This is a genomic window from Streptomyces sp. NPDC051173 (genome assembly GCF_040689515.1).
GTDB lineage: Bacteria > Actinomycetota > Actinomycetes > Streptomycetales > Streptomycetaceae > Streptomyces.
On the sequence record NZ_JBFBBD010000040.1, the window covers coordinates 36773 to 62562 of the forward strand.

Annotated in this window: 23 protein-coding genes and 1 tRNA gene; 8 read left to right on the forward strand and 16 right to left on the reverse strand. The window is 71.5% G+C overall.

All coding sequences use genetic code 11. The annotated features are described in order from the left end of the window. Positions 1-68: 68 nt before the first annotated feature. The 14 genes from glyA to AB0435_RS21075 form a co-directional block, all read right to left on the reverse strand. Positions 69-1379: a serine hydroxymethyltransferase gene (glyA, locus tag AB0435_RS21010; RefSeq protein ID WP_366003349.1), complete on the reverse strand. Its 1311-nt coding sequence runs from the start codon at positions 1377-1379 to the stop codon at positions 69-71. A gap of 161 nt (positions 1380-1540) precedes the next feature. After that, positions 1541-2200, reverse strand: a complete 660-nt coding sequence (locus tag AB0435_RS21015; RefSeq protein WP_366003348.1) for a protein-tyrosine-phosphatase — start codon at positions 2198-2200, stop codon at positions 1541-1543. After that, positions 2197-2844: an L-threonylcarbamoyladenylate synthase gene (locus AB0435_RS21020; protein ID WP_366003346.1), complete on the reverse strand. Its 648-nt coding sequence runs from the start codon at positions 2842-2844 to the stop codon at positions 2197-2199. The genes AB0435_RS21015 and AB0435_RS21020 overlap by 4 nt, the downstream gene beginning before the upstream one ends. A 53-nt stretch (positions 2845-2897) precedes the next feature. Continuing rightward, the gene (gene prmC, locus AB0435_RS21025) at positions 2898-3743 is read right to left on the reverse strand and encodes a peptide chain release factor N(5)-glutamine methyltransferase (RefSeq protein WP_361527223.1); all 846 of its coding nucleotides are present in this window, start codon (positions 3741-3743) and stop codon (positions 2898-2900) included. A gap of 83 nt (positions 3744-3826) precedes the next feature. Next, positions 3827-4906: a peptide chain release factor 1 gene (gene prfA, locus AB0435_RS21030; protein ID WP_366003345.1), complete on the reverse strand. Its 1080-nt coding sequence runs from the start codon at positions 4904-4906 to the stop codon at positions 3827-3829. Between the two features lie 100 nt (positions 4907-5006). Continuing rightward, on the reverse strand, positions 5007-5216 hold the full coding sequence (gene rpmE, locus AB0435_RS21035) for a 50S ribosomal protein L31 (RefSeq protein WP_361527219.1): 210 nt from the start codon (positions 5214-5216) through the stop codon (positions 5007-5009). Positions 5217-5373: 157 nt separating this feature from the next. After that, complete coding sequence (locus tag AB0435_RS21040; protein ID WP_366427648.1) at positions 5374-6492, reverse strand: LCP family protein; 1119 nt, start codon at positions 6490-6492, stop codon at positions 5374-5376. Positions 6493-6787: 295 nt separating this feature from the next. Beyond that, positions 6788-8839 (reverse strand): transcription termination factor Rho, encoded by a 2052-nt coding sequence (gene rho / locus AB0435_RS21045; RefSeq protein WP_366427649.1) that lies wholly within the window; start codon positions 8837-8839, stop codon positions 6788-6790. A gap of 418 nt (positions 8840-9257) precedes the next feature. Then, complete coding sequence (gene thrB / locus AB0435_RS21050; protein ID WP_366003342.1) at positions 9258-10172, reverse strand: homoserine kinase; 915 nt, start codon at positions 10170-10172, stop codon at positions 9258-9260. A gap of 298 nt (positions 10173-10470) precedes the next feature. Continuing rightward, positions 10471-11559, reverse strand: coding sequence for a threonine synthase (thrC, locus tag AB0435_RS21055; protein WP_366003341.1), 1089 nt, complete (start codon positions 11557-11559; stop codon positions 10471-10473). Between the two features lie 16 nt (positions 11560-11575). Beyond that, positions 11576-12868 (reverse strand): homoserine dehydrogenase, encoded by a 1293-nt coding sequence (locus tag AB0435_RS21060; RefSeq protein WP_366003340.1) that lies wholly within the window; start codon positions 12866-12868, stop codon positions 11576-11578. Between the two features lie 145 nt (positions 12869-13013). Further along, positions 13014-14405, reverse strand: coding sequence for a diaminopimelate decarboxylase (lysA, locus tag AB0435_RS21065; protein WP_366003339.1), 1392 nt, complete (start codon positions 14403-14405; stop codon positions 13014-13016). A 13-nt stretch (positions 14406-14418) separates the two neighbouring features. Continuing rightward, positions 14419-15264: an ArgS-related anticodon-binding protein NrtL gene (nrtL, locus tag AB0435_RS21070; RefSeq protein WP_366003338.1), complete on the reverse strand. Its 846-nt coding sequence runs from the start codon at positions 15262-15264 to the stop codon at positions 14419-14421. A gap of 141 nt (positions 15265-15405) precedes the next feature. Next, on the reverse strand, positions 15406-15945 hold the full coding sequence (locus tag AB0435_RS21075; protein WP_366003337.1) for a response regulator: 540 nt from the start codon (positions 15943-15945) through the stop codon (positions 15406-15408). Positions 15946-16099: 154 nt separating this feature from the next. Here AB0435_RS21075 and AB0435_RS21080 point away from each other — a divergent pair. The 3 genes from AB0435_RS21080 (at position 16100) to AB0435_RS21090 (ending at position 19017) form a co-directional block, all read left to right on the forward strand. Continuing rightward, positions 16100-16171 (forward strand) — tRNA-Arg (locus AB0435_RS21080). A 286-nt stretch (positions 16172-16457) separates the two neighbouring features. Then, positions 16458-17381 carry a hypothetical protein gene (locus AB0435_RS21085; protein ID WP_366003300.1) on the forward strand — a complete coding sequence of 308 codons (924 nt, stop codon included), beginning with the start codon at positions 16458-16460 and terminating at the stop codon, positions 17379-17381. Positions 17382-17481: 100 nt separating this feature from the next. Then, positions 17482-19017, forward strand: a complete 1536-nt coding sequence (locus AB0435_RS21090) for an amino acid permease (RefSeq protein ID WP_366003299.1) — start codon at positions 17482-17484, stop codon at positions 19015-19017. Positions 19018-19108: 91 nt separating this feature from the next. Here AB0435_RS21090 and AB0435_RS21095 read toward each other — a convergent pair whose 3' ends face one another. Together AB0435_RS21095 and AB0435_RS21100 are read right to left on the reverse strand one after the other, a co-directional pair. Continuing rightward, positions 19109-19924, reverse strand: coding sequence for a polysaccharide deacetylase family protein (locus tag AB0435_RS21095; protein WP_366427650.1), 816 nt, complete (start codon positions 19922-19924; stop codon positions 19109-19111). A gap of 150 nt (positions 19925-20074) precedes the next feature. Beyond that, positions 20075-21208: a ferritin-like domain-containing protein gene (locus tag AB0435_RS21100; RefSeq protein WP_366003297.1), complete on the reverse strand. Its 1134-nt coding sequence runs from the start codon at positions 21206-21208 to the stop codon at positions 20075-20077. 211 nt (positions 21209-21419) lie between these two features. Between AB0435_RS21100 and AB0435_RS21105 the strand changes: the two genes are divergently transcribed. The 5 genes from AB0435_RS21105 (at position 21420) to AB0435_RS21125 (ending at position 25584) form a co-directional block, all read left to right on the forward strand. Further along, a complete protein-coding gene (locus AB0435_RS21105; protein ID WP_366003296.1) occupies positions 21420-22355 on the forward strand; it encodes a diiron oxygenase in 936 nt (311 codons plus the stop codon). A gap of 46 nt (positions 22356-22401) precedes the next feature. Further along, positions 22402-23145, forward strand: coding sequence for a TetR/AcrR family transcriptional regulator (locus AB0435_RS21110; protein WP_366427651.1), 744 nt, complete (start codon positions 22402-22404; stop codon positions 23143-23145). Between the two features lie 46 nt (positions 23146-23191). Further along, positions 23192-23947 carry an AAA family ATPase gene (locus tag AB0435_RS21115; protein ID WP_366003294.1) on the forward strand — a complete coding sequence of 252 codons (756 nt, stop codon included), beginning with the start codon at positions 23192-23194 and terminating at the stop codon, positions 23945-23947. Positions 23948-24006: 59 nt separating this feature from the next. Continuing rightward, positions 24007-24318: a hypothetical protein gene (locus AB0435_RS21120; RefSeq protein WP_366427652.1), complete on the forward strand. Its 312-nt coding sequence runs from the start codon at positions 24007-24009 to the stop codon at positions 24316-24318. A gap of 138 nt (positions 24319-24456) precedes the next feature. Continuing rightward, complete coding sequence (locus AB0435_RS21125; RefSeq protein ID WP_366427653.1) at positions 24457-25584, forward strand: NlpC/P60 family protein; 1128 nt, start codon at positions 24457-24459, stop codon at positions 25582-25584. The last annotated feature ends 206 nt before the right edge of the window (positions 25585-25790 follow it).

Below are 25790 nucleotides of genomic sequence, written 5' to 3' on the forward strand. Positions count from 1 at the left end.
ATTCTCGTCCGCCCCCGATACGTGAATACAGCCGGAGACGTCCGGCCGTCCCGAGATGGTTGCAGCCCTCAGATGAGGGCGGCATAAGGAGGGAAGGCCCGCACCAGCTCGGTGACCGCCGCGCGTGGCCCGCCGTCGGGGCCGCTCCCGCCCAGCGCCGCGCCGAGCAGCACGGCGATCCGGGCCATCTCCGTCTCGCGCATGCCCTGGGTGGTCACCGCGGCGGTGCCCAGCCGCAGGCCGTGCGCGGTGCCGTGGGGCAGGCCGCAGATGTCCAGGACGATGCCCGCGGCGGCGAGCCGGGCGCGGGCCGTGAGGGCGTCCAGGGCGAGCGCGGAGACGCCGCCGGTGACAATGTGCGTGTCGGTGCCGCCCGTGGTCACAGCGACGCCCTCAGCGGCCAGGGCGGCGGCGAGGAGGCGAGCGTTGGCCACGACTTGGTGGGCGTACGCGGTGAAGGCGGGCGTCGCGGCCTCGCCGAAGGCCACGGCCTTGGCCGCGACGGTGTGCATCTGCGCCCCGCCCTGCGTGAAGGGGAAGACCGCTCGGTCGATCCGGCCCGCCAGTCCCGCGCGGCACAGGATCAGCCCGCCGCGCGGCCCGCGCAGCACCTTGTGGGTGGTGGCGCAGACGACGTCGGCGTACGGCACCGGGCTGGGGGCCGCTCCCCCGGCGATCAGCCCGATGGGGTGGGCGGCGTCGGCGACGAGGTAGGCGCCCACGTCGTCGGCGATCTCCCGGAAGGCGGCGTAGTCGGGGTGGCGGGGGTAGGAGATCGAGCCGCAGACGATCGCCTGGGGGCGGTGCTCCCGGGCGAGGGCGCGCACCTGGTCGTAGTCGATCAGGCCGGTGTCGCGGCGCACCCCGTAGCCGACGAAGTCGAACCAGCGGCCGGAGAAGTTCGCCGGGGAGCCGTGGGTGAGGTGGCCGCCGTGCGGGAGGGCCATGGCGAGCACGGTGTCGCCGGGGCGCAGCAGGGCCGCGTAGGCGGCGAGGACAGCGGAGGAGCCGGAGTGCGGCTGGACGTTGGCGTGCTCGGCGCCGAAGAGCGCCTTGGCCCGCTCGATCGCGGTGCGCTCGACGAGGTCGACCACTTCGCAGCCGCCGTGGTGGCGGGCGCCGGGGTAGCCCTCGGCGTATTTGTTGGCGAGCGGGGAGCCGAGGGCGGCGAGGACGGCGGGTGAGGTGAAGTTCTCGGCGGCGATCAGCTGGAGGCAGCCGGCCTGCCGGTCGGCCTCGCCGAGGAGGAGGCCGGCGATCTCCGGGTCCTGCCGCGTCAGCGCGTCCAGGCCGGTGGGCCGGTCGCCGCGTGGCCGGTCCGGGGCCGCGGCGCCGGTGGCCGCGGCGCTGACGCCCTGGGTGGGCAGTGGGGTGGACATCGCGGACTCCGACCTGTGCGGTGCGACGGACTCAGCAGAGTCAGCGGACTCAGCACCAATGTAGGCCCGCATCGCTCCGAATGCCCGGTTTTCTGGCGATTATTCCCGCACTGTTCCGGAAGGCCGCTCCGGAACGGGGTGTTCCGGCGGGGGCCCGTCTCTCAGGGGCGGCCCGGCACCCCGGTGAGGGCGGTGAGGACCGGGTCGAGCGCCTGGTTGATCTCGTCGCCGATGGAACGGAAGAAGGTGATGGGGGCGCCGTAGGGGTCGTGGACCTCGTCGGCCTCCGCGTTGGGCGCCAGCAGCCAGCCGCGCAGCGCGGCCGCGGCCTGCACCAGGGCGCGGGCGCGGTCGATCACCCCGCCGGCCCGCTCGGGGTCCGGGAGGGTCGCGGGGTCTATGGCCCGCACGAGCCGGGTGAACTCCTTCAGGGTGAAGGTGCGCAGGCCCGCCGAGTGGCCCATGGAGATGACCTGGGCGCGGTGGTCACGGGTGGCGGTGAGCACCAGGTCGGCACGGATGACGTGCTCGTCCAGGAGCTCACGGCCGATGAAACCGTGCGGGTCCGCGCCGAGGTCGGCCAGGACGGTGGCGGCGTGCGCCTCCATCGGGGCGCCCTCGTGGCCCCAGGTGCCCGCGCTCTCCACCACCAGGCCGCCCGTGAAGGGGTCGCCGAGGCGGTCGGAGAGGGCATGGCGGGTCAGCCGCTCGGTGATGGGCGAGCGGCAGACGTTGCCGGTGCTGACGTGGAGGATGCGGAAGGTGTCGGTGGAACTGTCCGTGCCCGGTCCCGCTATGCCACGCCCCTGCGGGGCGATCAATTCGCCACCTCGAGGTCGGGTACTACCTCGCGGAGCTGCTCGGCGCTGATGGCACCGGCGCGCAGCAGGACGGGGACCTTGCCGGTGACGTCCACGATGGAGGACGGCACGTCGGCGGGGGTGGACCCGCCGTCGAGGTAGACGGAGACGGAGTCGCCGAGCATGCCCTGGGCGGCGTCGCAGTCCTGCGGCGCCGGGTGGCCGGTGAGGTTGGCGCTGGAGACGGCCATCGGGCCGAACTCGGTGAGCAGCTCGATGGCGACCGGGTGCAGCGGCATCCGGACCGCGACGGTGCCGCGGGTCTCCCCCAGGTCCCAGGTCAGCGACGGCTGGTGGGTGGCGACGAGGGTGAGCGCGCCGGGCCAGAAGGCGTCGACGAGCTCCCACGCCTGCTCGGAGAAGTCCGTGACGAGCCCGTGCAGGGTGTTCGGGGAGCCGACCAGGACGGGCGAGGGCATGCCCCGGCCGCGGCCCTTGGCCTCCAGGAGGTCGCCCACGGCGTCCCGGCTGAAGGCATCCGCACCGATGCCGTACACCGTGTCGGTGGGCAGCACGACCAGCTCACCGCGGCGGACCGCGGCGACGGCCTCGCGCAGACCGGTCTTGCGGTCGGTCGCGTCGCTGCAGTCGTATCGCCGTGCCATCTACGAGACCTCCTCGTGCGGAACAAACAGGACAAGAGTGCGGGCCGCCGTGCTCACGGCATCGCCTTCCGGGCGGTGGCGAACCGCGGCCGGTTGTTGAGGTCGGGGTGGTCGGCCGCGTCGGCCCAGCCCCGCTCCTCGGTGAAGATCCACGGCACCTGGCCGCCCTGGGTGTCGGCGTGCTCGATGACGACGACGCCGCCCGGGCGCAGCAGCCGGTGGGCGGTGCGCTCGATGCCGCGGATGGTGTCGAGGCCGTCCTCGCCGGAGAAGAGCGCGAGCTCGGGGTCGTGGTCGCGGGCCTCGGGGGCGACGTACTCCCACTCGGTGAGCGGGATGTACGGCGGGTTGGAGATCACCAGGTCGACCTGGCCGTCGAGTTCGGGGAGCGCGGTGAGGGCGTTGCCGTGGTGCAGGGTGACGCGCGAGCCCTCGACGTTCTTGCGGGCCCAGCCGAGGGCGCCCTCGTCGAGCTCGACGGCGTGCACGCGCGAGCGCGGCACCTCCTGGGCGAGGGCGAGGGCGATGGCCCCGGAGCCGGTGCACAGGTCGACGATGAGGGGCTCGACGACGTCCATGGCGCGCACGGCGTCTATGGCCCAGCCGACGACCGACTCGGTCTCGGGGCGGGGCACGAAGACGCCGGGGCCGACCTGGAGTTCCAGGTAGCGGAAGAAGGCGCGGCCGGTGATGTGCTGGAGCGGTTCGCGGGCCTCGCGGCGGGCGACGGCCTCCCAGTAGCGGGCGTCGAAGTCGGCGTCCGCCACGTTGTGCAGCTCACCCCGCTTGACGCCGTGGACGAAGGCGGCGAGCTCCTCCGCGTCGAAGCGCGGAGAAGGTACGCCGGCGTCGGCCAGCCGCTGAGTGGCTTGCGCCACCTCGGCGAGCAGCAGATTCACAGTGGTCCTCTCGCGCGTTCGTTACGGTCGTTCCATCGCCGGGGCGGGCCGGGGCCGGCCCGCCTGGCGCTCGGTTCCTCGGGTCAGCTCGCGTCGGCGAGCTTCGCCGCGGAGTCCGCGTCGACGCACGCCTGGATCACCGCGTCCAGGTCGCCGTCGAGCACCTGGTCCAAGTTGTACGCCTTGAAGCCGACCCGGTGGTCCGAGATGCGGTTTTCGGGGAAGTTGTACGTCCGGATCTTTTCGGAGCGGTCCACGGTGCGGACCTGGCTGCGGCGGGCGTCCGCGGCGTTCTTCTCGGCCTCCTCCTGGGCGGCGGCGAGCAGCCGGGACCGCAGGATGCGCAGGGCCTGCTCCTTGTTCTGGAGCTGGCTCTTCTCGTTCTGGCAGGAGGCGACGATGCCGGTCGGCAGGTGGGTGATGCGGACGGCGGAGTCGGTGGTGTTGACGGACTGGCCGCCGGGGCCCGACGAGCGGTAGACGTCGATGCGCAGGTCGTTGGCGTGGATCTCGACGTCGATCTCCTCGGCCTCGGGCGTGACGAGCACGCCGGCGGCGGAGGTGTGGATCCGGCCCTGGGACTCGGTGGCGGGCACGCGCTGGACGCGGTGGACGCCGCCCTCGTACTTCAGCCGGGCCCAGACGCCCTGGCCGGGCTCGGTGGCGCCCTGGCCGCCCTTGGTCTTCACCGCGACCTGGACGTCCTTGTAGCCGCCCAGCTCCGACTCGGTGGAGTCGATGATCTCGGTCTTCCAGCCGACGCGCTCGGCGTAGCGGAGGTACATCCGCAGCAGGTCGCCCGCGAAGAGCGCGGACTCGTCGCCGCCGGCGCCCGCCTTGACCTCGAGGATGACGTCCTTGTCGTCGCTGGGGTCGCGCGGGACGAGCAGCAGGCGGAGCTTCTCGGTGAGCTGCTCGCGCTGCTTCTCCAGGTCCTTGACCTCGGCGGCGAAGTCGGGGTCGTCGGCCGCGAACTCGCGCGCGGTCGCGATGTCCTCGCCGGTCTGCTTCCAGGAGCGGTACGTCCCGACGATCGGGGTCAGCTCGGCATAGCGCTTGTTGAGCTTTCGGGCGTTCGCCTGGTCCGCGTGCACGGCGGGGTCGGCGAGCCGCTTCTCGAGGTCGGCGTGCTCGCCGATCAGTTCCTCGACTGCCTCGAACATCAAGATTCCTTCAGCGGAAGTGACGGGCCTGCTGGACGACAAAGCGCCGGTCCGGTCACCCTCGCAACGAGGGCGACCGAGGACCGGCGCCTGCGGGTCGCTACTTCTTCGCGCCGTAGCGGGCCTCGAACCGCGCCACACGGCCACCGGTGTCGAGGATCTTCTGCTTGCCCGTGTAGAACGGGTGGCACTCGGAGCACACGTCGGCACGGATGGTGCCGTCCGCGACGGTGCTACGCGTGGTGAACGAGGCGCCACAGGTGCAGCTGACCTGCGTCTCGACGTAATCCGGGTGGATTTCGCGCTTCAAGGGGATCTCCTAGGTTCGGGAGGGCTCCGGGTCGCAGAGGCGGGATTGCCTTACGTGAACCGGGGCCGACGTACCAGTTTGCCAGCACTGGCCGTATCCCCCAAAACGAGAGGTGGCGGCCGGTTATTCCAGCGGGTCCTGCGGGGCTGCCGGGGCCCTATTTGACGACGTCGTCGGCCTCGGTCTTGGTCCCCGCCCCGTCCTTGACGGCGGAGTCCGGGATCGGCTGGTCGGCGCGCAGGGCGTTCCAGATCTGCTGGGACGCATCGGCGAGCGGGATCACCCGGTTCTTGTCGAGGGGGTCGTCGCCGACCGGCAGCGTCACCATGTGCATGTCGCCGGAGCCGATGCCCTTGAGCCCGTTCGAGAACGAGTAGAGCTTGTTCAGCGAGTTGAGGTCGGAGTCGGTGGTGAGCGCCTTGGTGGCGGTGTCCGCGATTCCGTAGAGCTTGGTGGGGCTGGTGAAGACGCCCACGTGCTTGACCTGGTCCAGCAGCGCCTTGATGAACGCCTGCTGGAGCTTGATCCGGCCCAGGTCGCTGCCGTCACCGACGCCGTGCCGGGTCCGTACGAGCCCGAGGGACTGCTCACCGTTGAGGGTGTGGGTGCCCGCGTCGAGGTCGAGGTGGCTGAACTTGTCGCGGATCGGCTTGGTGGTGGTGACCTGCACCCCGCCGAGCTTGTCGATCAGCTTCTGGAAGCCGGCGAAGTCGACCTCCAGATAGTGGTCCATCCGGATGTTGGTCATCTGCTCGACCGTGGCGACCGCGCAGGCGGCGCCGCCGACCGAGTACGCGTCGTTGAACTGCGCGCGCTTGACGGCCGGGCTGGTCTTGCCGTCCGGCATTTTGCACTGCGGCCGCGGCACCATCGTGTCGCGCGGGATGCTGACGACGCTGGCCTTCTTGTGACCCGCGTAGACGTGGACGATCATCGCGGTGTCGGAGCGGGAGCTGCCCTCGTCGCGGCCGTACTTGCTGTTGGCGCCGGCACGGGAGTCGGAGCCGAGGACGAGGATGTCCTGCGAGCCGTTGTCGATGTTCTCCGGGCGGTTCTTGCCCAGCGCCGCGTTGATGTCGACGCTGTTGAGGTTGCCGTTGAACTTGAAGTAGAGGAAACCGGCACCGGCGCCTCCGGCGACGACCACACCGGCCGTCGTCCACGCGGCTATTCGCCAGCCCTTGGGGCGGGCACGGACCTTGCGGCGCCGGCCACGCCCACCACCGGCACGGCGGCGGTGCGAACCCGTCGGCGTACCCCTGCTGTCGTCGCCCATGCGCTCCTCAGTCCTTCGTTGTCTGTCTACCCCTTGCTGGTTGACGGGGAAGTCTGCGTCAGGGTTGCACAGCGCGATCTGAGGACCTTCTTAGAAAAGCTCAGCCCAGTGGCCTCTACAGTCACCCTCTTCGCCACTGCCACCTGCGGTTTCGGTCATCCACGGGGGCTCGGTTCCGGCCAGGTCCGGACGGCGGTCCCGTGACGCAGATCTCAGAAGATCACAAGCGGATAACGAAAGGCACGGGCCCTCCCCGCCGGGTGGCGGGGAGGGCCCGTGCCGCGAGCTGCCGCGATCAGTCGTTGCCGTTGCCCGAGGAGGGCGTGGTCTTCGCGATCTGCATCAGGAACTCGGCGTTGGACTTCGTCTGCTTCATCTTGTCGAGGAGCAGCTCGATGGCCTGCTGCGAGTCCAGCGCGTGCAGCACCCGGCGGAGCTTCCAGACGATGGCCAGCTCCTCGCCGCCCAGGAGGATCTCCTCCTTGCGGGTGCCGGAGGCATCCACGTCGACGGCCGGGAAGATGCGCTTGTCGGCGAGCTTCCGGTCGAGCTTGAGCTCCATGTTGCCGGTGCCCTTGAACTCCTCGAAGATCACCTCGTCCATGCGCGAGCCGGTCTCGACGAGCGCGGTGGCCAGGATGGTCAGCGAGCCGCCGTCCTCGATGTTGCGCGCCGCGCCGAAGAACTTCTTCGGGGGGTAGAGCGCGGTCGAGTCGACACCACCGGACAGGATGCGGCCCGAGGCCGGGGCGGCCAGGTTGTAGGCGCGGCCCAGACGGGTGATCGAGTCCAGCAGGACGACCACGTCGTGACCCAGCTCCACGAGGCGCTTGGCACGCTCGATGGCCAGCTCGGCGACGGTGGTGTGGTCCTCGGCCGGGCGGTCGAAGGTCGAGGAGATGACCTCGCCCTTGACCGACCGCTGCATGTCGGTGACCTCTTCCGGACGCTCGTCGACCAGGACGACCATCAGGTGGCACTCGGGGTTGTTGATGGTGATCGCGTTGGCGATCGCCTGCATGATCATGGTCTTGCCGGTCTTCGGCGGGGCCACGATCAGACCGCGCTGGCCCTTGCCGATCGGCGCGACCAGGTCGATGATCCGGGTCGTCAGCACGCCCGGGTCCGACTCCAACCGCAGGCGGTCCTGCGGGTAGAGCGGGGTGAGCTTGTTGAACTCGGGCCGCCCGCGCCCGGATTCGGCCGACATGCCGTTCGCCGAGTCAAGGCGGACAAGGGCGTTGAACTTCTCGCGCCGCTCGCCGTCCTTCGGCTGCCGGACCGCACCGGTGACGTGGTCACCCTTGCGCAGGCCGTTCTTGCGGACCTGGGCGAGGGAGACGTAGACGTCGTTCGGACCGGGGAGGTAGCCGGACGTCCGGATGAAGGCGTAGTTGTCGAGGATGTCCAGGATGCCCGCGACGGGGATCAGGACGTCGTCGTCCGAGACCTGCGGCTCGTTGCCGAAGTCGTCGCGGCCACGGCGGCCACGGCGGTCGCGGTAGCGGCCACGGCGGCCACGGCGGCCGCCCGCCTCATCGTCGTAGCCCTCGTCCTGCGGGCCGCCCTGGGGGCCCTGCGGCGCACCGCGGTTGTCGCGCTGCTGACGGTTGCCGCCCTGCTGGCCGGCCTCCTCGCCGCGGTTGCCCCGGCGGTCGCGGTCGCGCTCGCCGCGCTCACCGCGGTCGCCCCGCTGGCCGCGCTCGCCGCGGTCACGGCGCTCGCCCTTCTGACCGCGGTCGCCGCGCTCGCCGGTCTTGGCGGCCTTGCCCTCGGCGGTGTCCGCCGAGGCCTCGGCCCGCTCCTCGGCACGCGCCTCGGCCGCGGCCGGGGCGGCCTGCTCGGGGCTGCCCGAGGGCGCGGTCGCCCGGCGGCGACGGCGCTCGCCGGCCGGCTGCTCATCGCTGCTCGGCTGGCCGGGGATCTCGATCTGCTGCTGCGTGGCGGCCTTCTCGGCCTTGTCGGCCGCGGCCGACTCACCCGTACGCGCCTTGGAGGTGGCGCGGCGCTTGGGCTTGGTCTCGGTGTCGGACGCCGCCTTGGCGGGCTCGGCGGTCGTGGCCTTGGCAGGCGCGGCGGAGCCGGCCTGCTTCTCCTTGATGACCTCGATCAGCTGGCCTTTGCGCATCCGCGCGGTGCCCTTGATGCCGAGGCTGGAGGCGAGCTGCTGGAGCTCCGCCAGCACCATGGCGTCGAGGCCCGTGCCCGAGCGTCGCCGCTTGGGGGCAGTGGCAGCACCGGTGGCAGGCGCGGCGGGAGCGTCCGTGGCGGGCGCGGCGGCATTGCCGGCGGCACTGCTGGCAGTGCCGGAGGCGGTCACGCCCATCAGATCGGTGGTGTCGCTCACGAAGGGGTCCTTCCCTGGAGCGGGCGTCGGCCTGTCTGGCTCGGCGACCGGTTGTGCTGTCCGGCTGCGGTCTGGCTGTGCGGACCGGGCCGGGGCGGTGGTCCGCCGGTACGGCGGAAGAATCAGTTCATTGGTTCCGGCGTGAAGAAATGAGGTGAAGACATGACGTATCAACTTCACTCATGTCGCCCACGCCGATTCCGGAGCGTGCTCGAATCTGCTCAGGCAGGCTGCTCAGGCAGTTTGGGAGGCTCCCGGAAGAAAAGCGGTCCCTGATCGGGACACAGCGCACCGAGCCGATGTGGCTTCGAGTGCAGACTTGAGGTTAACACTACCGGATCCCACAAACATTCCCCCTCTCAAAGACCGGCAACCGCTATTTTTCGCGGGTCCCGGGAAGTGCCAGGCTCCGCGCTGGTCAGGCGAGCGGAAGCACACTCGTCCCCCCGGCGTCGAGGGCCAGCCGGTTGGCCGCCCACCCCTCGCCCGCCAGTCGTGCGACCTGGACGGCCGCACCGTTCTCGGCCAGCGCGAGCACCGTGGGGCCCGCGCCGGAGATGACCGCGGGGACGCCGTCCGCGCGCAGTCGGTTGACCAGGGCCACGCTCTCGGGCATCGCCGGGGCCCGGTATTCCTGGTGGAGCCGGTCCTCGGTGGCCGCGAGCAGCAGCTCGGGGCGCCTGGTCAGCGCCTCGACGAGCAGCGCCGCGCGCCCGGCGTTGGCCGCGGCGTCCACATGGGGGACGCTGCGCGGCAACAGCCCGCGCGCGGTCTCGGTCAGTACGGGCTTCGCCGGGACGAAGACCACCGGAACGATGGAATCCGCAGGGTCCATCCGAATGGCCCGTGCCACGCCCGACTCCATCCACGCCAGGGTGAATCCGCCGAGCAGGCAGGCCGCGACGTTGTCCGGGTGGCCCTCGATCTCCGTGGCGAGCTCCAGCAGCGCCGCGTCGTCGAGCTTCTCGGCCCCGCCTATCGTCACGGCGCGGGCGGCGACTATGCCCGCGCAGATGGCGGCGGACGACGAGCCCAGGCCCCGGCCGTGCGGGATCCGGTTGGCACAGACGACCTCCAGGCCGCGCGGCTGGCCGCCGAGCAGGTCGAAGGCGGTGCGCAGGGACCGCACGAGCAGGTGGCGCTCGTCGCGCGGGAGGCTCTCGGCGCCCTCGCCCGCGATGTCGATGTGCAGCCCGGATTCGGCCACCCGGACCACGACGTCGTCGTAGAGCCCCAGCGACAGGCCCAGGGCGTCGAAGCCGGGGCCGAGGTTCGCGCTGGTGGCGGGGGTGCGCACGCGGACAGCGGCGGCGCGGAAGGCGGGACCGGCCATCGCTCGATGACTCTCCTTGGTGTGGCCTCGGTAGGGCGTGCAACGTCCGCAAGGGCCGCGACGAGATGCCGCGCGGTGACGGCGGGGGTCTGCGACGGGGCGGAGTGAGTACAGCCTATCGAAGGAAGGTTCAGCGGCGACATAGGGCATGGGAGGCGCGTCGCCCACGCCGGACGGACTTTTCCCGGAACGAAGGAATCCGGCAATCCAGAATCCAGGAATCCGGCAACCCGGCCCGTCCGGCGGTACGGAGGAACAAGCGGAGGAGCGATCCGGGGCGGGGCCCCGGACCATGACGTCAGGCCAGGCCGAGGCGCTCGGCGGCGGCGTCCGCGTCCACCGGCACGGTGAACGGCTGCGGGGCGCCCGCCACCGCCCAGTCGGGGTCCTTGAGGCCGTTGCCGGTGACCGTGCAGACGATGCGCTGACCGGGGTCCACCAGGCCCTGTTCGGCGGCCTTGAGCAGACCGGCGACGCTCGCGGCCGAGGCCGGCTCGACGAAGACGCCCTCCTGGGAGGCCAACAGGCGGTAGGCGGCCAGGATCTGTCGGTCGGTCACCTCGTCGATGAGACCGCCCGATTCGTCGCGCGCCTCCTCGGCGAACCGCCACGAGGCGGGATTGCCGATGCGGATCGCGGTGGCGATGGTGTGCGGGTCCTTGACCGGCTCGCCGCGCACGATGGGCGCGGAACCGGACGCCTGGAAGCCCCACATCCGCGGCTTGCGGGTGGCGATCCCGTCCGTGGCGTACTCGCGGTAACCCCGCCAGTAGGCCGTGATGTTGCCCGCGTTGCCGACCGGCAGGACGTGGATGTCGGGCGCGTCGCCGAGCGCGTCCACGATCTCGAAGGCGGCGGTCTTCTGGCCCTCGATCCGCACCGGGTTCACGGAGTTGACCAGTGCGACGGGGTACTTCTCGGACAGGCCGCGCGCCAGCGTCAGGCAGTCGTCGAAGTTGCCGTCGACCTGGAGGATGCGCGCGCCGTGCACCAGCGCCTGGCCCATCTTGCCGAGCGCGATCTTGCCCTGCGGCACCAGGACGGCGCAGACCATCCCGGCACGCACGGCGTAGGCGGCGGCCGAGGCGGAGGTGTTGCCGGTGGAGGCGCAGATGACGGCCTTCGCGCCCTCCTCCTTGGCCCGGGTGATGGCCATGGTCATCCCGCGGTCCTTGAAGGACCCGGTGGGGTTGGCGCCCTCGACCTTGAGATGGACGTCACACCCGGTGCGCTCCGAGAGCACCTGGGCGGGGACGAGCGGCGTGCCGCCCTCGCGCAGGGTGACGACCGGCGTGTCGGCCGAGACGGGGAGCCGGTCGCGGTACTCCTCGATGATGCCGCGCCACTGATGGGTGCCGGAGGTCCGCGGACCGTTGTTGGCAGACATTGCTTCGTTGCTCCCCTTATTCGCCTTCGACCCGCATGATGCTCGCGACACCGCGGACCGTGTCCAGCTTGCGCAGCGCCTCGACGGTCGCCGAGAGGGCGGCGTCGGGGGCCCGGTGCGTCACGACGACGAGGGACGCCTCGCCGTCCTTGCCCGTCTGGCGGACCGTGTCGATCGACACGTCGTGCCCGGCGAAGACCGTGGCGACCTGCGCCAGGACACCGGGCTTGTCGGCCACGTCGAGGCTGATGTGGTAGCGCGTGACCACATCGCCCATCGGGCTCACGGGCAGCCGGGTGTAAGCGGATTCGCCGGGTCCGGTGGTCTCCGCGACCTTGTTGCGGCACACGGCGACGAGGTCGCCGAGGACCGCGGACGCGGTCGGGGAGCCACCGGCGCCGGGCCCGTAGAACATCAGCTGACCGGCCGCCTCGGCCTCCACGAACACCGCGTTGTACGCCTCGCGCACCGACGCCAGCGGGTGGGTCAGCGGGATCATCGCCGGGTGGACGCGGGCGGTGACGGACTTGCCGTCCGCGGCGCGCTCGCAGATGGCCAGCAGCTTGATGGTGCAGCCCATCTGCTTCGCGGACGCGAAGTCCGCGGCGGTGACCTCCGTCATGCCCTCGCGATAGACGTCGTCGAGGCGCACGCGGGTGTGGAACGCGATCCCGGCCAGGATCGCGGCCTTCGCGGCGGCGTCGAAGCCCTCGACGTCGGCGGTCGGGTCGGCCTCCGCGTAACCGAGCGCGGTGGCCTCGTCCAGCGCCTCGGAGTAACCCGCGCCGCTGGTGTCCATCTTGTCGAGGATGAAGTTGGTCGTGCCGTTGACGATGCCGAGCACCCGGTTGACCTTGTCGCCCGCGAGGGACTCGCGCAGCGGCCGTACGAGCGGGATGGCACCGGCCACGGCCGCCTCGTAGTAGAGGTCCGCGCCCTGGGCCTCGGCCGCGGCGTGCAGTGCCGCGCCGTCCCCGGCGAGCAGCGCCTTGTTGGCGGACACGACGCTCGCGCCGTGCTCGAAGGCGGTGGTGATCAGGGTGCGGGCCGGCTCGATGCCTCCGATGACCTCGACGACCACGTCGATGTCACCGCGCTTGACCAGCTCGGTGGCGTCGGTGGTGATCAGCTCCTCCGGCACCCCCGCGCGCACCCGGCCCGGACGGCGCACGGCGATGCCCGCGAGCTCGACGGGCGCACCGATGCGCGCCGTGAGGTCGTCCGCGTGCGTCGTCATGATGCGCGCCACCTCTGAGCCGACCACTCCACAGCCCAGCAGCGCCACTTTCAGCGGACGCGTACGCATCATCCGACCCCTGCTTCTCACTCGTCTAAGCCCTGTACATCTTCGGTGGTACACCAGTCTCACTCACCGGACGGGGGATTCCCTCCCCCGTCCAGTATCCGAGATTTTTACTTCCGTTTTTACCTCGGGCGGCCGACTTTCCCGTCGGTCAGCCGACGTCGAGACGGAAGAGGTCCTCTTCCGTCTCCCGCCGGACGATCACGCGCGCCGTGCCGTCCTTGACCGCGACGACCGGCGGGCGCAGCGCGTGGTTGTAGTTGCTGGCCATCGAACGGCAGTAGGCGCCGGTCGCGGGCACGGCGAGCAGGTCGCCGGGGGCCACGTCGGCGGGGAGGAAGGCGTCGCGCACGATGATGTCGCCGGACTCGCAGTGCTTGCCGACGACGCGGGAGAGCATCGGCTCGGCGGTGGAGGCCCGGGAGACCAGGGCGACGCTGTACTCGGCGTCGTAGAGCGCGGTGCGGATGTTGTCCGACATGCCGCCGTCCACGCTCACGTACGTGCGCAGGCCCGGCAGTTCCTTGACCGTGCCGACCTCGTAGAGGGTGAAGGCCGGCGGCCCGGCGATGGCGCGGCCCGGCTCCACGGACAGCCGCGGCACGGCGAGCCCGGCGGCCGCGCACTCGCGGGTGACGATGTCGCGGAGCGCCCTGGCGATCTCGCGCGGCTCGCGCGGGTCGTCCTCCGAGGTGTAGGCGATGCCGAGGCCGCCGCCGAGGTCGATCTCGGGCAGCTCGACGCCGTGCTCGTCGCGGACGTCCTTCAGCAGGCCCACGACGCGGTGCGCGGCCACCTCGAAGCCCGAGGTGTCGAAGATCTGCGAGCCGATGTGGGAGTGGATGCCGATGAGCTCCAGGCCGTCGAGCTTGAGCGCGCGGCGGACGGCCTCGGCGGCCTGTCCCCCGGCGAGCGCGAGCCCGAACTTCTGGTCCTCGTGGGCGGTCGCGATGAATTCGTGCGTGTGCGCCTCGACGCCGACGGTCACCCGGATCTGGACGCGCTGGCGCTTGCCGAGCCGCTCGGCGATGTGCGCGACGCGCACGATCTCCTGGAAGGAGTCCAGGACGATGCGGCCCACCCCGGCCTCGACGGCGCGGGTGATCTCCTCGGTGGACTTGTTGTTGCCGTGCAGCGCGATGCGCTCGGCCGGCATCCCCGCGTCGAGGGCGGTGGCCAGTTCGCCGGCGGAGCAGACGTCGAGGTTGAGCCCCTCCTCGTGCAGCCAGCGGACGATGGCGCGGGAGAGGAACGCCTTGCCCGCGTAGAAGACATCGGCCTCGGTGCCGAAGGCGTCGCGCCAGGCGCGGCAGCGCGCCCGGAAGTCGTCCTCGTCGAGGAAGTAGGCGGGCGTCCCGAACTCCTCGGCGAGCTCGGTGACCTTGATCCCGCCGACGGTGGCCACGCCGTCGGCATCCCGCGTGACCGTACGGGCCCACACGCGCGGGTCCAGGGCGTTGAGATCGGTGGGCGGCGCGGCGTAGTGACCTTCGGGCAGCACGTCGGCGTAGCGGGGCCCGGCGGGGTGTGCGGAACGGCTCATGGCTCTGATCTCCTCAGAGGTGTGCGGGTGCGGTGATGCCGAGCTGGTGGAGGCCGTCGGCCAGCACCTTGCCCGTGGCCTCGGCGAGGGCCAGTCGGGCGCGGTGGACGGCCAAGGGTTTCTCGTCACCGCGCGGCAGCGTGGGACACGCCGCCTGCCAGCGGAGGAAGGCGTCGGCGAGACGTTCGAGGTGCCGGGCGAGCCGGTCGGGAGCGCGGGCGGCGCTCACCCGGGGATGGTCGCCGAGGGCGGCGAGCACGGGGGTGGCGCTCTCGTCCGGCACGTCCCCCGGCTCCGGGCCGAAGCCCAGGTCGCGGGCGTTGCGCAGCAGGGCCCGGGTGCGGGCGTGGGCGTACCGGACGCGGAAGAGGGGGTTGCTCTCGCGCTGCACGAGCAGCAGGTCGCGGTCGAGGCCCGGCGGGCAGAGGAGGCTCCAGCGGGCGGCGTCGGCGCCGAGTCTGCGTACGAGATCGGGCGGCGGCTCGGGCAGGACCTGCGGTGCGCTCCGCACTCCCCCGTCTGCTCCCCCGCTCTCTCCCGGGTCGAGCACGTCCCGTACGAGGCGGACGTAGGAAGCGCCCTCAAGAGTGATGTTGAGGAACCCCGGTCCGGCGATGTCGACCCGGGCGATGCCGGGTTCGGCGGCGAGTCTGCGCCGCAGCACCTCCGCGACCTCGGCGGCGGGGCGTCCGCTCTGCTGGGCGATCCGCAGGGCGACATTGGTGGCGTAGTCCCCGCAGCCCGGCCGGGGCGGGACCCGCACGGTGACCCGGTCGGGCACGACGGCGCTCAGCTCATCGGCCTCGACGGCACGACGCACCGTGTGCAGAACGGTGCGGGAGAGATCGGCGGGGGTCACGGGGCCAAGCCTAGGCGAGAAGGGGGGAGGCTCGGCGAACAGGTTTCAGAAGGTGGGACGCGCCACCGGTGCGCGGCGGTCCTCTGCGTCGCGTCCACCGTCGCGTCCTCGGTGCGGCGCCGGTGCGTCCTCGGTGCGCCCTCAGTCGCCGGACGGTCTCGACGTGGCCGATGTGGGCGCGCGCCGCCGCCCGTTGTGGACGGTGTCCGCGTCCCCGGGGGCCGGGGCCCCCGGCAACCCGTCGTCGCCCTCTGCCTTGCGGTGCCGCACCAGCCGCCGGACGAGCCGGACCATCTCCGTCGGCTCGAAGGGCTTCGCCAGGAAGGCGTCGACCCCGGCGGAGCGCCCGCTGTCGACCTCCGGCCGGGTGCAGGCGCTGATGATCGCGATCGGTATGTCCCGGGTCCGGGCGTCGGCCCGCAGCCGCGCGGCCGTCAGCAGCCCGTCGAGACGGGGCATGACGACATCCAGGGTCACGACGTCGGGACGCACGCGGTGCACGATCTCCAGGCACTCGGCACCATCGGCCGCGGTCACGACCTCGAAGCCCTCCAGCTCGAGGTTGACCCTGATCAGCTGCCGGATGACCTTGTTGTCGTCGACGACAAGGACCCGGCCGGACAAGCCAGGCACAACCCGAGAGTAAGCGCGACCGCCACGCTGCGTCCGGGTTTTCCCCACTTCCACCCCGTGCGGGCGACCCCTTCTCGCCCTCGCCCTCCCCTCGTTCTCGCCCCGCTGTTCCCGCGCCCCCGCCCCCACCTCCAACGACGTTGCGGGACACCCGTCCGGAGCTGGTAATGTTCTACCCGTCGCCGCGACAAGCGGCGGACACGCCCCCGTAGCTCAGGGGATAGAGCAACGGCCTCCGGAGCCGTGTGCGCAGGTTCGAATCCTGCCGGGGGCACTTCGCTTCCATCAGCGCCGCAAGGCCGCTGACCAGCCGAAGTGCCGGACATCGAGAGCCGGACCCAGTTCCACTGGGTCCGGCTCTTTGTCGTATCCGGGAGTTCCGGGAGTTCCCGGCCGCGTTCTCACGCGTCCCAGCACTCTCCCGTGTGGGTCCCCGCGGGGTATCGTGCGGCCGTCGAGAAGCCATCTCCGGTCATCCGGCGGCGGATTGACGTGACGTCAGGCACATCCGGCGGCGAGAAGGTGGGCGGGCCGTGAGGTTTCGGCGGGGTGGGGAGCAGGTGCTTCGGACGCATCCCGCCCGGGACGATCCCGCCCTGCGCTCCGTGCTGGAGGACGCCTCGATGGGGCGGTGGGAAGGGCCCCGGGATCTGCTCGCCGCGACCGGGGGCGACTGGGACCGGCGGGTCTTCCGGCTCCAGGTGCTGGCGCGGGCCGGCGCGCCGTTGCGGTTCGCGGACACCTGGGCGCGGGCCGAGCCCGGGTCCGCCGACGCGCTCGCGCTGCTGGCGCACGTGCAAGCGCTGCGGTCGATGATCCGTGGGGTGGACGGTGGCCGCGCGGAGATGGAGCGGTCCTGGACCACGTGCCTGGCCGCGGCCGAAGCCGCCCCGGCGGACCCCTCCCCCTGGGTGGTGATGCTCGCCCTGATCCGGGTGCACGCCCCCGGCCGGGAGATGCTGCGGCAGGTGTGGGCCGAGGTGGTGGCCCGCGATCCGTACAACCGGGAGGCGCACCACGAGGTCCTCACCTACCTCTTCGCGCGGAACCACGGTTCGGGCGCGGAGATGTTCCACTGGGCGCAGGAGCGGGCGGACACCGCGCCCAAGGGGCTGCCGATCGCGGTGCTGCCGCTGGTGGCGGTGGCGGAGTCGCACCGGCAGCGGACACGGACCGGGGCGGACGGCCACGGCCCGAGCATCCACCCCTGGATCGACTGCCCGCACATCGACCAGGTGCTGGAGAACTGGTGGCGCCGCCGGCCGCCACGCCCGCACGCGCAGTTCATGGACGACGCGAACTATCTGGCGCACGCGCTCGCCTTCGCCGGGCGCCATGCCGAGGCGTACGACGTCTTCCGGGCGATCGGGCCGTACGCCGCCGATGTGCCCTGGTCGTACTGCGGGGACGCGCCGGAGCTCTTCCTCCGGCACCGGGAGTGGGCCGCTCGCGCCGTCCGGCCGAGGAGCGGACAGGACACCTGAGGACAGGGCACCTGAGGAACGACGCACCTGAAGAACGAAGAAGCGCACCGCACATTCCTTGACCGCCGTTCATCGGAACGATCACGAGAGAGAGAATCGCGTGCCACTCGACGTACCCGGCGTTTCCGACGAAGAGCGCCTGCGACAGCTCGGCTATACCCAGGTGCTGGCCCGGCGGATGTCCGGGTTCGCGAATTTCGCCGTATCGTTCACGATCATCTCGGTCCTCTCCGGGTGCATGACGATGTACGGCTTCGGCATGCGGACCGGCGGCCCGGCGATGCTCATGTGGGGCTGGGTCGGTGTCGGTGCCATGACGCTGGTCGTCGGGCTGGCGATGGCGGAGGTGTGCTCCTCCTATCCGACCTCGGCGGGGCTGTATTTCTGGGCGCACCGGATGGCGCCGGAGCGGTCGCGGGCGGCGTGGGCGTGGTTCACCGGGTGGTTCAACGTGCTGGGGCAGATCGCGTGCACGGCGGGCGTCGATTTCGGTGCGGCGTCCTTCCTCAACGCTTATCTGGACCTCCAATTCGGATTCGCGGCGACGCCCGGCCACACGATCGCCCTTTTCGGTGCCGTGCTCGTGCTGCACGCGCTGCTGAACACCTTCGGCGTCCGGCTGGTCGCCTTTCTGAATTCCGTGAGCGTGTGGTGGCACCTGCTGGGCGTGCTGCTGATCGTCGGCGCGCTGGCCTTCGTGCCGGACGGGCACCGGTCGACGTCCTTCGTCTTCACCCACTTCGTGAACGACACGGGCTGGGGCTCTGGCCTCTACGTGGGGCTGCTGTCGTTGCTGGTGGCGCAGTACACCTTCACCGGCTACGACGCGTCCGCCCATATGACGGAGGAGACGAACGACGCCTCGGTGGCCGGGCCGCGGGGCATCGTGCGCTCGATCTGGGTGTCGTGGATCGCGGGTTTCGTGCTGCTGGCCGGGATGACGTACGCGATCCAGGACTGGGCGGGCTCGGTGGGCACCGGGACCGGGGTGCCGCCGGCGCAGATCTTCATGGACGCGCTCGGCGCCTCGGCGGGGAAGCTGCTGCTGCTCGTGGTGATCGTCGCGCAGCTCTTCTGCGGGATGGCGTCGGTGACGGCCAACTCCCGGATGATCTACGCGTTCTCGCGGGACGGCGCGCTGCCCTTCTCGCGGGTCTGGCACCGGATCAACCCGCAGACGCGCACGCCCACCAACGCGGTGTGGCTGGCGGCGCTCGGCGCCTTCCTGCTGGGGCTGCCCTATCTGGTCAACTCCACGGCGTACGCGGCGGTCACCTCGATCGCCACGATCGGCCTCTACATCGCCTACGCGGTGCCGACGCTGCTGCGGCTCCGCAAGGGTGCGGCGTTCGAGCGCGGGCCGTGGCACCTGGGGCGGTGGTCGAGGCCGGTCGGGGTCACCGCGATCTCCTGGGTGGCCGTGATCACGGTGCTGTTCATGCTGCCGCAGTCCGGCCCCGTCACGGTCGACACCTTCAACTACGCGCCGATCGCGGTGGCCGCGGTCGTGGGCTTCGCGGGCGTGTGGTGGCTGGTGTCGGCCCGCCACTGGTTCCTGGACCCGCGGCACCCGCGGCACGCGGCGCCCGTCGGGCGGCAGGCCGATCCGCCGCCGATGGACGCCTTCCGCTGGTAGCCCCGGTCGTGGACGGGTCGTGGACGGACCCGCCGCGTGCGGTGCGGCGGGTCCGCAGGATCGGTTCCGCGCGCGGGCGGAGCGAAGGGTGTCAGATCTTGGGGTAGCCGAAGACGTAGCCCTGGCTCTTGAGCCAGGGCAGGATCTGGTCGAGGGCGGCCACGGTCTGGCCGCGGTTGCCGCCTCCGTCGTGGAAGAGGATGGTGGGGCCGTCCCGGAGGCCCTGGTGGACGGCGTCGACGATCCGCTCGACGCCGGGGTTGGTCCAGTCCCTGGTGTCGACGCTCCAGCCGAGCGGGCGCATGCCGTGGGAGGCGGCGACCTCGCGGCTGTACGGGGTGAACGCGCCGCCGGGGGCGCGGTAGTAGAGCACCCGGGCGCCGGGTCCCGCCGCGTCCAGGATCATCTCCTGGGCGTCGAGGACCTGTTGCCGCTGGTAGGGCTCGGGGCGCTGGTCCATGGCGGTGTTGTGGTCCACGGAGTGGTCGCAGAGCCGGTGGCCGGCGGCGACGACTTTTTTGACGAGCTCGGGATACTCCTTCGCGCGCGAGCCGATGATGCAGAAGGTGGCCTTCGCGTCGTACTTCTTCAGTACGTCCAGCACCTTCAGCGTCCAGATGGGTTCCGGACCGTCGTCTATGGTCAGGTTGACCGCCTTGCCCGGGGTCTCCGACTCGTGGGTGATCCCGTCCGACACCCGGGCCGGTGCGGACGGCGCAGATGGCGCGGCCGACGGCTGTGACGAGGACGGCGCCCGCGCCGGGCTCCGCTCGGCGTTCTGGCGGTGTGCCGGTTTTCCCGAGTCCTCCGTGGCCATGGCCACGCAACCCGGTATGGTCGCGGCGAGCGCCAGGATCGACATCGCCGTCATCGCGGCGTGCCGCGCACGGGCATGGAGTCGTGCCATGAAGTTCCCCTCCCTCGGTACGAATTGCCCCGCTGGTGCACAGCAAGGACGCCCATACCGAAAAGAAGGTTCCAACCGGTCACAAGACCTACACATCGCGTTATCGGCCCCATCGCCCGCCTCGGGCGAAATGGACCGACACCTTCCGGATCAGTTCCCGGCCGTCTCCCCCGCACCGTCGGCGATCACCGCCGCCACCTCCGCCCGGCGCGCCGCCTCCTCGGCGGCGAAGCGCCGGGCGTCGAGCCGCTCGGCGGCCTCCTCGTCCTGGGCCATGAGGAGATCCAGGCTGCTGTCGCCGAGTTCGAGCACACCCATGTCGACGTACGCGCGCTGAAGCCGCTCGCCCCACAGGCCGATGTCGCGCACGCAGGGGACGATGCGACTGAAGAGCAGCTTCCGGAAGAGCCGCAGGAACTCGGACCGCTCGCTGAGCTCGACGGCGTCGGCCTCCGGTATGCCGAAGTCGGTGAGCACCACCTCGCCGCGCAGCCTGTCCCGCATCAAGTAGCAGCCCTCGATGACGAATTCCTCGCGCTCGCGGCGCTCGGCGTCGGTCAGCTGCCGGTAGTGGTCGCGCAGCGCCAGGCGGCCGAAGGCGACGTGGCGGGCCTCGTCCTGCATGACGTACGCGAGGATCTGCTTCGGCAGCGGCTTGTCCGTGGTGTCGCGCAGCATGCCGAAGGCGGCGAGGGCGAGGCCCTCGATGAGCACCTGCATCCCCAGGACGGGCATGTCCCAGCGCGAGTCCCGCAGGGTGTCGTCCAGCAGCGAGCGGAGGTTGCCGTCGACGGGGTAGAGCAGCCCGACCTTCTCCCTCAGGAAGCGGCTGTAGATCTCCGCGTGGCGCGCCTCGTCCATGGCCTGGGTCGCGGAGTAGAACTTCGCGTCCAGGTCGGGTACGGACTCCACGATGCGCGCCGCGCACACCATGGCGCCCTGCTCGCCGTGCAGGAACTGGCTGAACTGCCAGGAGGCGTAGCGGCGGCGCAGCTCGCGCTTGTCCGCCTCGCTCATCCGCGCCCAGTAGGGGCTGTCGTGGACGGGGAGGTTCTGGTCCGGGACACCGAGCGGGTCGTAGGGGTCGACGGGCAGGTCCCAGTCGATCCGGGTGACGGCGTCCCACTGCTTGTCCTTGCCCTTCTGGTAGAGGGCGAGGAGATTGTCCCTGCCGCCCCCGTAGTCCCAGTCGAAGCGGGCGGTGCCGGTGGCCGGCACCGCCCAGGTGGGGTCTCCGGGGTCGTGGGCGTAGGAATTGCGCTGCGTGAGATCCCGCGTCGTCATGACGCCTCCCGTCCGTGACTCGGCCCGCATATCCCGTGCGCGGGTGGACAGTTGGCAGGCTCACACGGTGGTTACCGCCGGGTCAATGACCGGGTGGCCGGTCCTGTACGCGTAAGCCGGAAGGTTGCGCCGGGGGGATTGACGTCCTTGCTGACAAGCAGTCTCATAAGCGGGTGACCGCGGGTAACCCACAGACGAGGTGTCCTCAGCCATGACCACCGAGACCGCACGAGAACCGCTCCGGGACGCGCTCGGCCTGCTCAAGGACCGCGAGATGACGGCCGAACGCCTGCTGGAGTCCTCGGCGAAGCACTCCTTCGACCCCGACGCCGAACTCGACTGGGACGCCCCCCTCGAAGACGGCAAGTGGTTCTGGCCGCCCGAGCTGCTCTCCCTCTACGACACCCCGATGTGGCGGAGAATGCCGGAGGAACAGCGCCTGGAGCTCTCCCGGCACGAGGCCGCGTCCCTCGCCTCGCTGGGCATCTGGTTCGAGATCATCCTGATGCAGCTGCTGGTCCGGCACATCTACGACAAGCCGGTCGGCAGCGCGCACGTCCGCTACGCGCTCACCGAGATAGCCGACGAGTGCAGGCACTCCAAGATGTTCGCCCGCATGGTCGAGAAGTCCGGCGCCCCCACCTACCCCGTCTCCGGGCTGCACCACAATCTGGCCAGGATCCTCAAGTCGGTCTCCACCACGCCCGGTTCCTTCGCGTGCACCCTCCTCGGCGAGGAGATCCTCGACCACATGCAGCGCCTGACCTTCCCCGACGAGCGCGTGCAGAGCGTCGTCCGCGGCGCCACCCGCATCCACGTGGTGGAGGAGGCGCGCCACGTCCGCTACGCCCGCGAGGAGCTGCGCCGCCAGATGGTGACCTGCCCGCGCTGGGAGGCGGGCCTGACCCGGCTGAGCTCCGGCGAGGCGGCCCGCGTCTTCTCGCTCGCGTTCGTCAACCCCGCCGTCTATACGAACGTGGGGCTCGACCGCCGCGAGGCCGTCGCCCAGGTGCGGGCGAGCGGCCACCGGCGGGAGGTCATGCAGGCGGGCGCGAAACGGCTGACGGACTTCCTGGACGAGATCGGGGTGATGCGCGGGGCCGGGCGCCGGCTCTGGCAGAGCTCCGGGCTGCTCGCACGGCCCTGACTGCGGCCCGGCCTGCCCGTGCGCGTGGGCGGATACGCTGCCGTACATGAACGGCAGCGGAACCGCACCGACTCCGTCCCCCCGCTCCACCTACCGCAGGCTCGGCGTCGAGGAGCGCCGCACCCAGCTGATCGCCGCCGCGCTCGCGCTCTTCGCGCACCGCGCGCCGGAGGACGTCTCCCTGGACGAGGTCGCGGCCGCCGCGGAGGTGTCACGGCCTCTCGTCTACCGCTACTTCCCCGGCGGCAAGCCCCAGTTGTACGAGGCGGCGCTGCGCAGCGCCGCGGACGACCTCCGGCTGTGCTTCGCCGAGCCGCAGTCCGGCCCCCTCACCGGCCGGCTGTCCGCCGCCCTCGACCGCTACCTCGGTTTCGTCGACGGGCACGACACGGGGTTCAGCGCCCTGCTCCAGGGCGGCAGTGTCGTGGAGACCTCCCGCACGGGGGCGATCGTCGACGGCGTCCGCCGGGCCGCCGCCGAGCAGGTCCTCGCCCACCTGCGGGTCCGCCACCCGGGCCCCCGGCTGCGGATGATGGTCCGCACATGGATCACGGCGGTCGAGGCGGCCTCCCTGATCTGGCTGGACGAGGGCAAGCAGCCCCCGCTGCCCGAGCTGCGCGACTGGCTGGTCGACGAGTTCCTGGCCCTCCTGCTGGTCACCGGGGCGGGCGACGAACAGGTGGGCCGGGTGGTGGAGGCCGTCCTGTCCCTGGAGGCACCGGACGGCCGCGCGGGAACACTGGCGCGCCGGATCACACCGATGCTCCAGGCGGCGGAGCACTTGCTGTAGCCGCGGCCGGGGGCGGTTGTCAGACCCCCCTCGTACGCTCGTGGGCATGCTCGTGAACCGCGCTTACGTACCCCCCGAGCTCGTCGACGGCCGCGAGGGGGGTGGCTGGCCCTGGAGCGTGCCGTGCGTGAAGGAGCTCGTCGGCGAGGGGATCGTCTTCGACGCCCCGGTCACCTTCCTCGTCGGGGAGAACGGGTCGGGCAAGTCGACCGTCGTCGAGGCGATAGCGGAGGCGTACGGGCTGGACGGGCGCGGCGGCCGGGCCGGGCGGAAATACGGCAACGACCGGCCCCCGTCGGTGCTCGGCGACGCGATGCGGCTGGACCTCACCTCGGCGGGCACCCGCATGGCGACCGGGCCGCGGACGCGGAAGAAGGGCTACTTCCTCCGGGCCGAGACCGCGTTCGGCCTGATGGAGACGGTGTGGGGGCTGCCGGGCTACTGGGAGGAGAACACCTCGGAGATGAGCCACGGCGAGGGCTTCCTGACCGTCTTCGAGGCGATGTTCAAGCAGCCGGGGCTCTATGTGATGGACGAGCCGGAGGCGGCGCTGTCCTTCGCCTCCTGCCTGCGGCTCGTCGCGCTGATGCACCGGCTGGGCCGGTCGGGCGCCCAGGTGATCTGCGCGACCCACTCCCCCGTGCTCGCGTCGACGCCCGGCGCGCGGATCCTGGAGGTCGGGGAGCACGGCATAGCGCCCGTGGAGTGGAGCGAGCTGCTGCTCGTCGACCACTGGCGGCGGTACATGAGCGATCCGGAGGCGTACCTCCGGCACCTCGTACCGCGCGACGAGCGCGACTGACCCGCGCGGGCGGCCCTACGGACACGGGACCCCGGCCGGGGCTGACGCAGACTGGTGGTGTGAGAAGCGAAGATACGCCCTTCGTGGGCGGCCCCCTGGACGGGCGCGTACTGCCGGTACTGCTCGGGCTCTCCGGGCACCCGCCGAAGACCTATGAGATCCCCGTGCCGGACGGGCACGGGGGGACCGAGGCCGTACACGTGTACAAACGCGTCCAGGTGGGCACGACGAAGCGGCTGGGGCTGCACAAGGGCTGGAAGTACGAGTACGACCCGCACGGCACCCCCGGCGGCGGCCTCAAATGGCCCTGGTCGCGCCCCGGCGCGCAGGGCGGCCCGGACGGCGGTGACGTGCGCCCGCCGAACGGGTGACGGGCGGGGAACCGGAGGGTGAGCGGGTTAGGCGGATTCGCCCACCCCACTGCCGTAACGGCGGCCACCATGGCACGATCCTCCTTGGGCTGACGATCACGCCCACGCATCGGAGGTGAGCCCGTGTCAGGACGGTTCGTGCGTGCTGTCTGCACGGCGGCGCTGATAGCCGGCGCCGCGTCGGTCGTACTGCCCGCGCCCATGGCGTCGGCGGCCCCCGCCGACCCGCCCGGCCAGCCTGTGAGCTCCCTGCTCTCCCGGCTCCAGTCGCTCTACCGCAAGACCGAGGAAGCGACGGAGAAGTACAACGCCACCGAGGAGCGCCTGAAGAAGCAGCGCGACCAGGTGAAGAAGATAGACGAGCAGCTGGCCGACACGCGGATCGCGCTCACCGGCAGCCGGGACGCCGCCGGGCGGCTCGCCCGGGAGCAGTACCAGGGCAGCAGCGGCACCCTCTCCCCGTACATGGGCTTCCTCTTCGGCACCGACCCCCAGCAGGCCCTCGACCGGGGCCACCAGCTCCAGCGGGCCGCCGGACAGCGCGCCGCGACCGTCGGCCGGCTCACGGAGAACGAGAAGCGGGCCGCGGACCTCGCGGGCAAGGCGCAGGACGCCCTCAACGCCCAGCAGACACTCGCCGCCCAGCAGAAGCAACAGCGCGACGACGTGCGCAAGAGCCTCGACCAGGTCGAGAAGATGCTGGCCTCGCTGACCGGCGAGCAGCTCTCCGAGCTCCGCAAGCTGGAGCAGAAGGACATAAGCGAGGCCCAGCGCAAGCTGCTCGCCTCCGGGCGGCTCGGCGGATCGGCCATGCCGTCCGCGCTCGGCGGGAAGGCGCTGGAGTACGCGTACCAGCAGATCGGCAAGCCCTACGTGTGGGGCGCGGCCGGCCCCGAGTCCTTCGACTGCTCCGGCCTCACGTCGCAGGCGTGGGCCCACGCGGGTGACGCCATCCCGCGGACGAGCCAGGAGCAGTGGAAGTCCCTGCCGAGGGTTCCGCTCGACCAGATCCGCCCCGGTGACCTCGTGATCTATTTCGAGGGGGCGACGCATGTCGCGATCTACATCGGCAACGGCCTCGTCATACAGGCGCCGCGGCCCGGTGCGACGGTGAAGGTCTCGCCGATCGCCGCGAATCCGCTGCTCGGCGTTGTGCGGCCGGATGCGGCTGCGCCGTCCTTGCGGGTTTACGACCCTCCGGCGCTGCCGCGGGGGGCGGCGGGGGGATCCGATGCGGGGTATGGGAGCTCGGGCGCGCCGTCCTGAGGCGGGGGGCGCCTGCGGCGGGCTTTTCCCCCACCCCGCCCCTTCCCGGCTGCATCTGATCTGCGGCTCCGCCGCGTGGGGGCGCGTGCCCCAGCCCCCTTGTCTGCGGGGCAGTTGGCGCCTGCGGCGGGCTTCTTCCCCAACCCCGCCCCTTCCCGAAACTGGGGCACGCGCCCCAGGCCCCCGGCTACCGGTCCGTTGCCGCC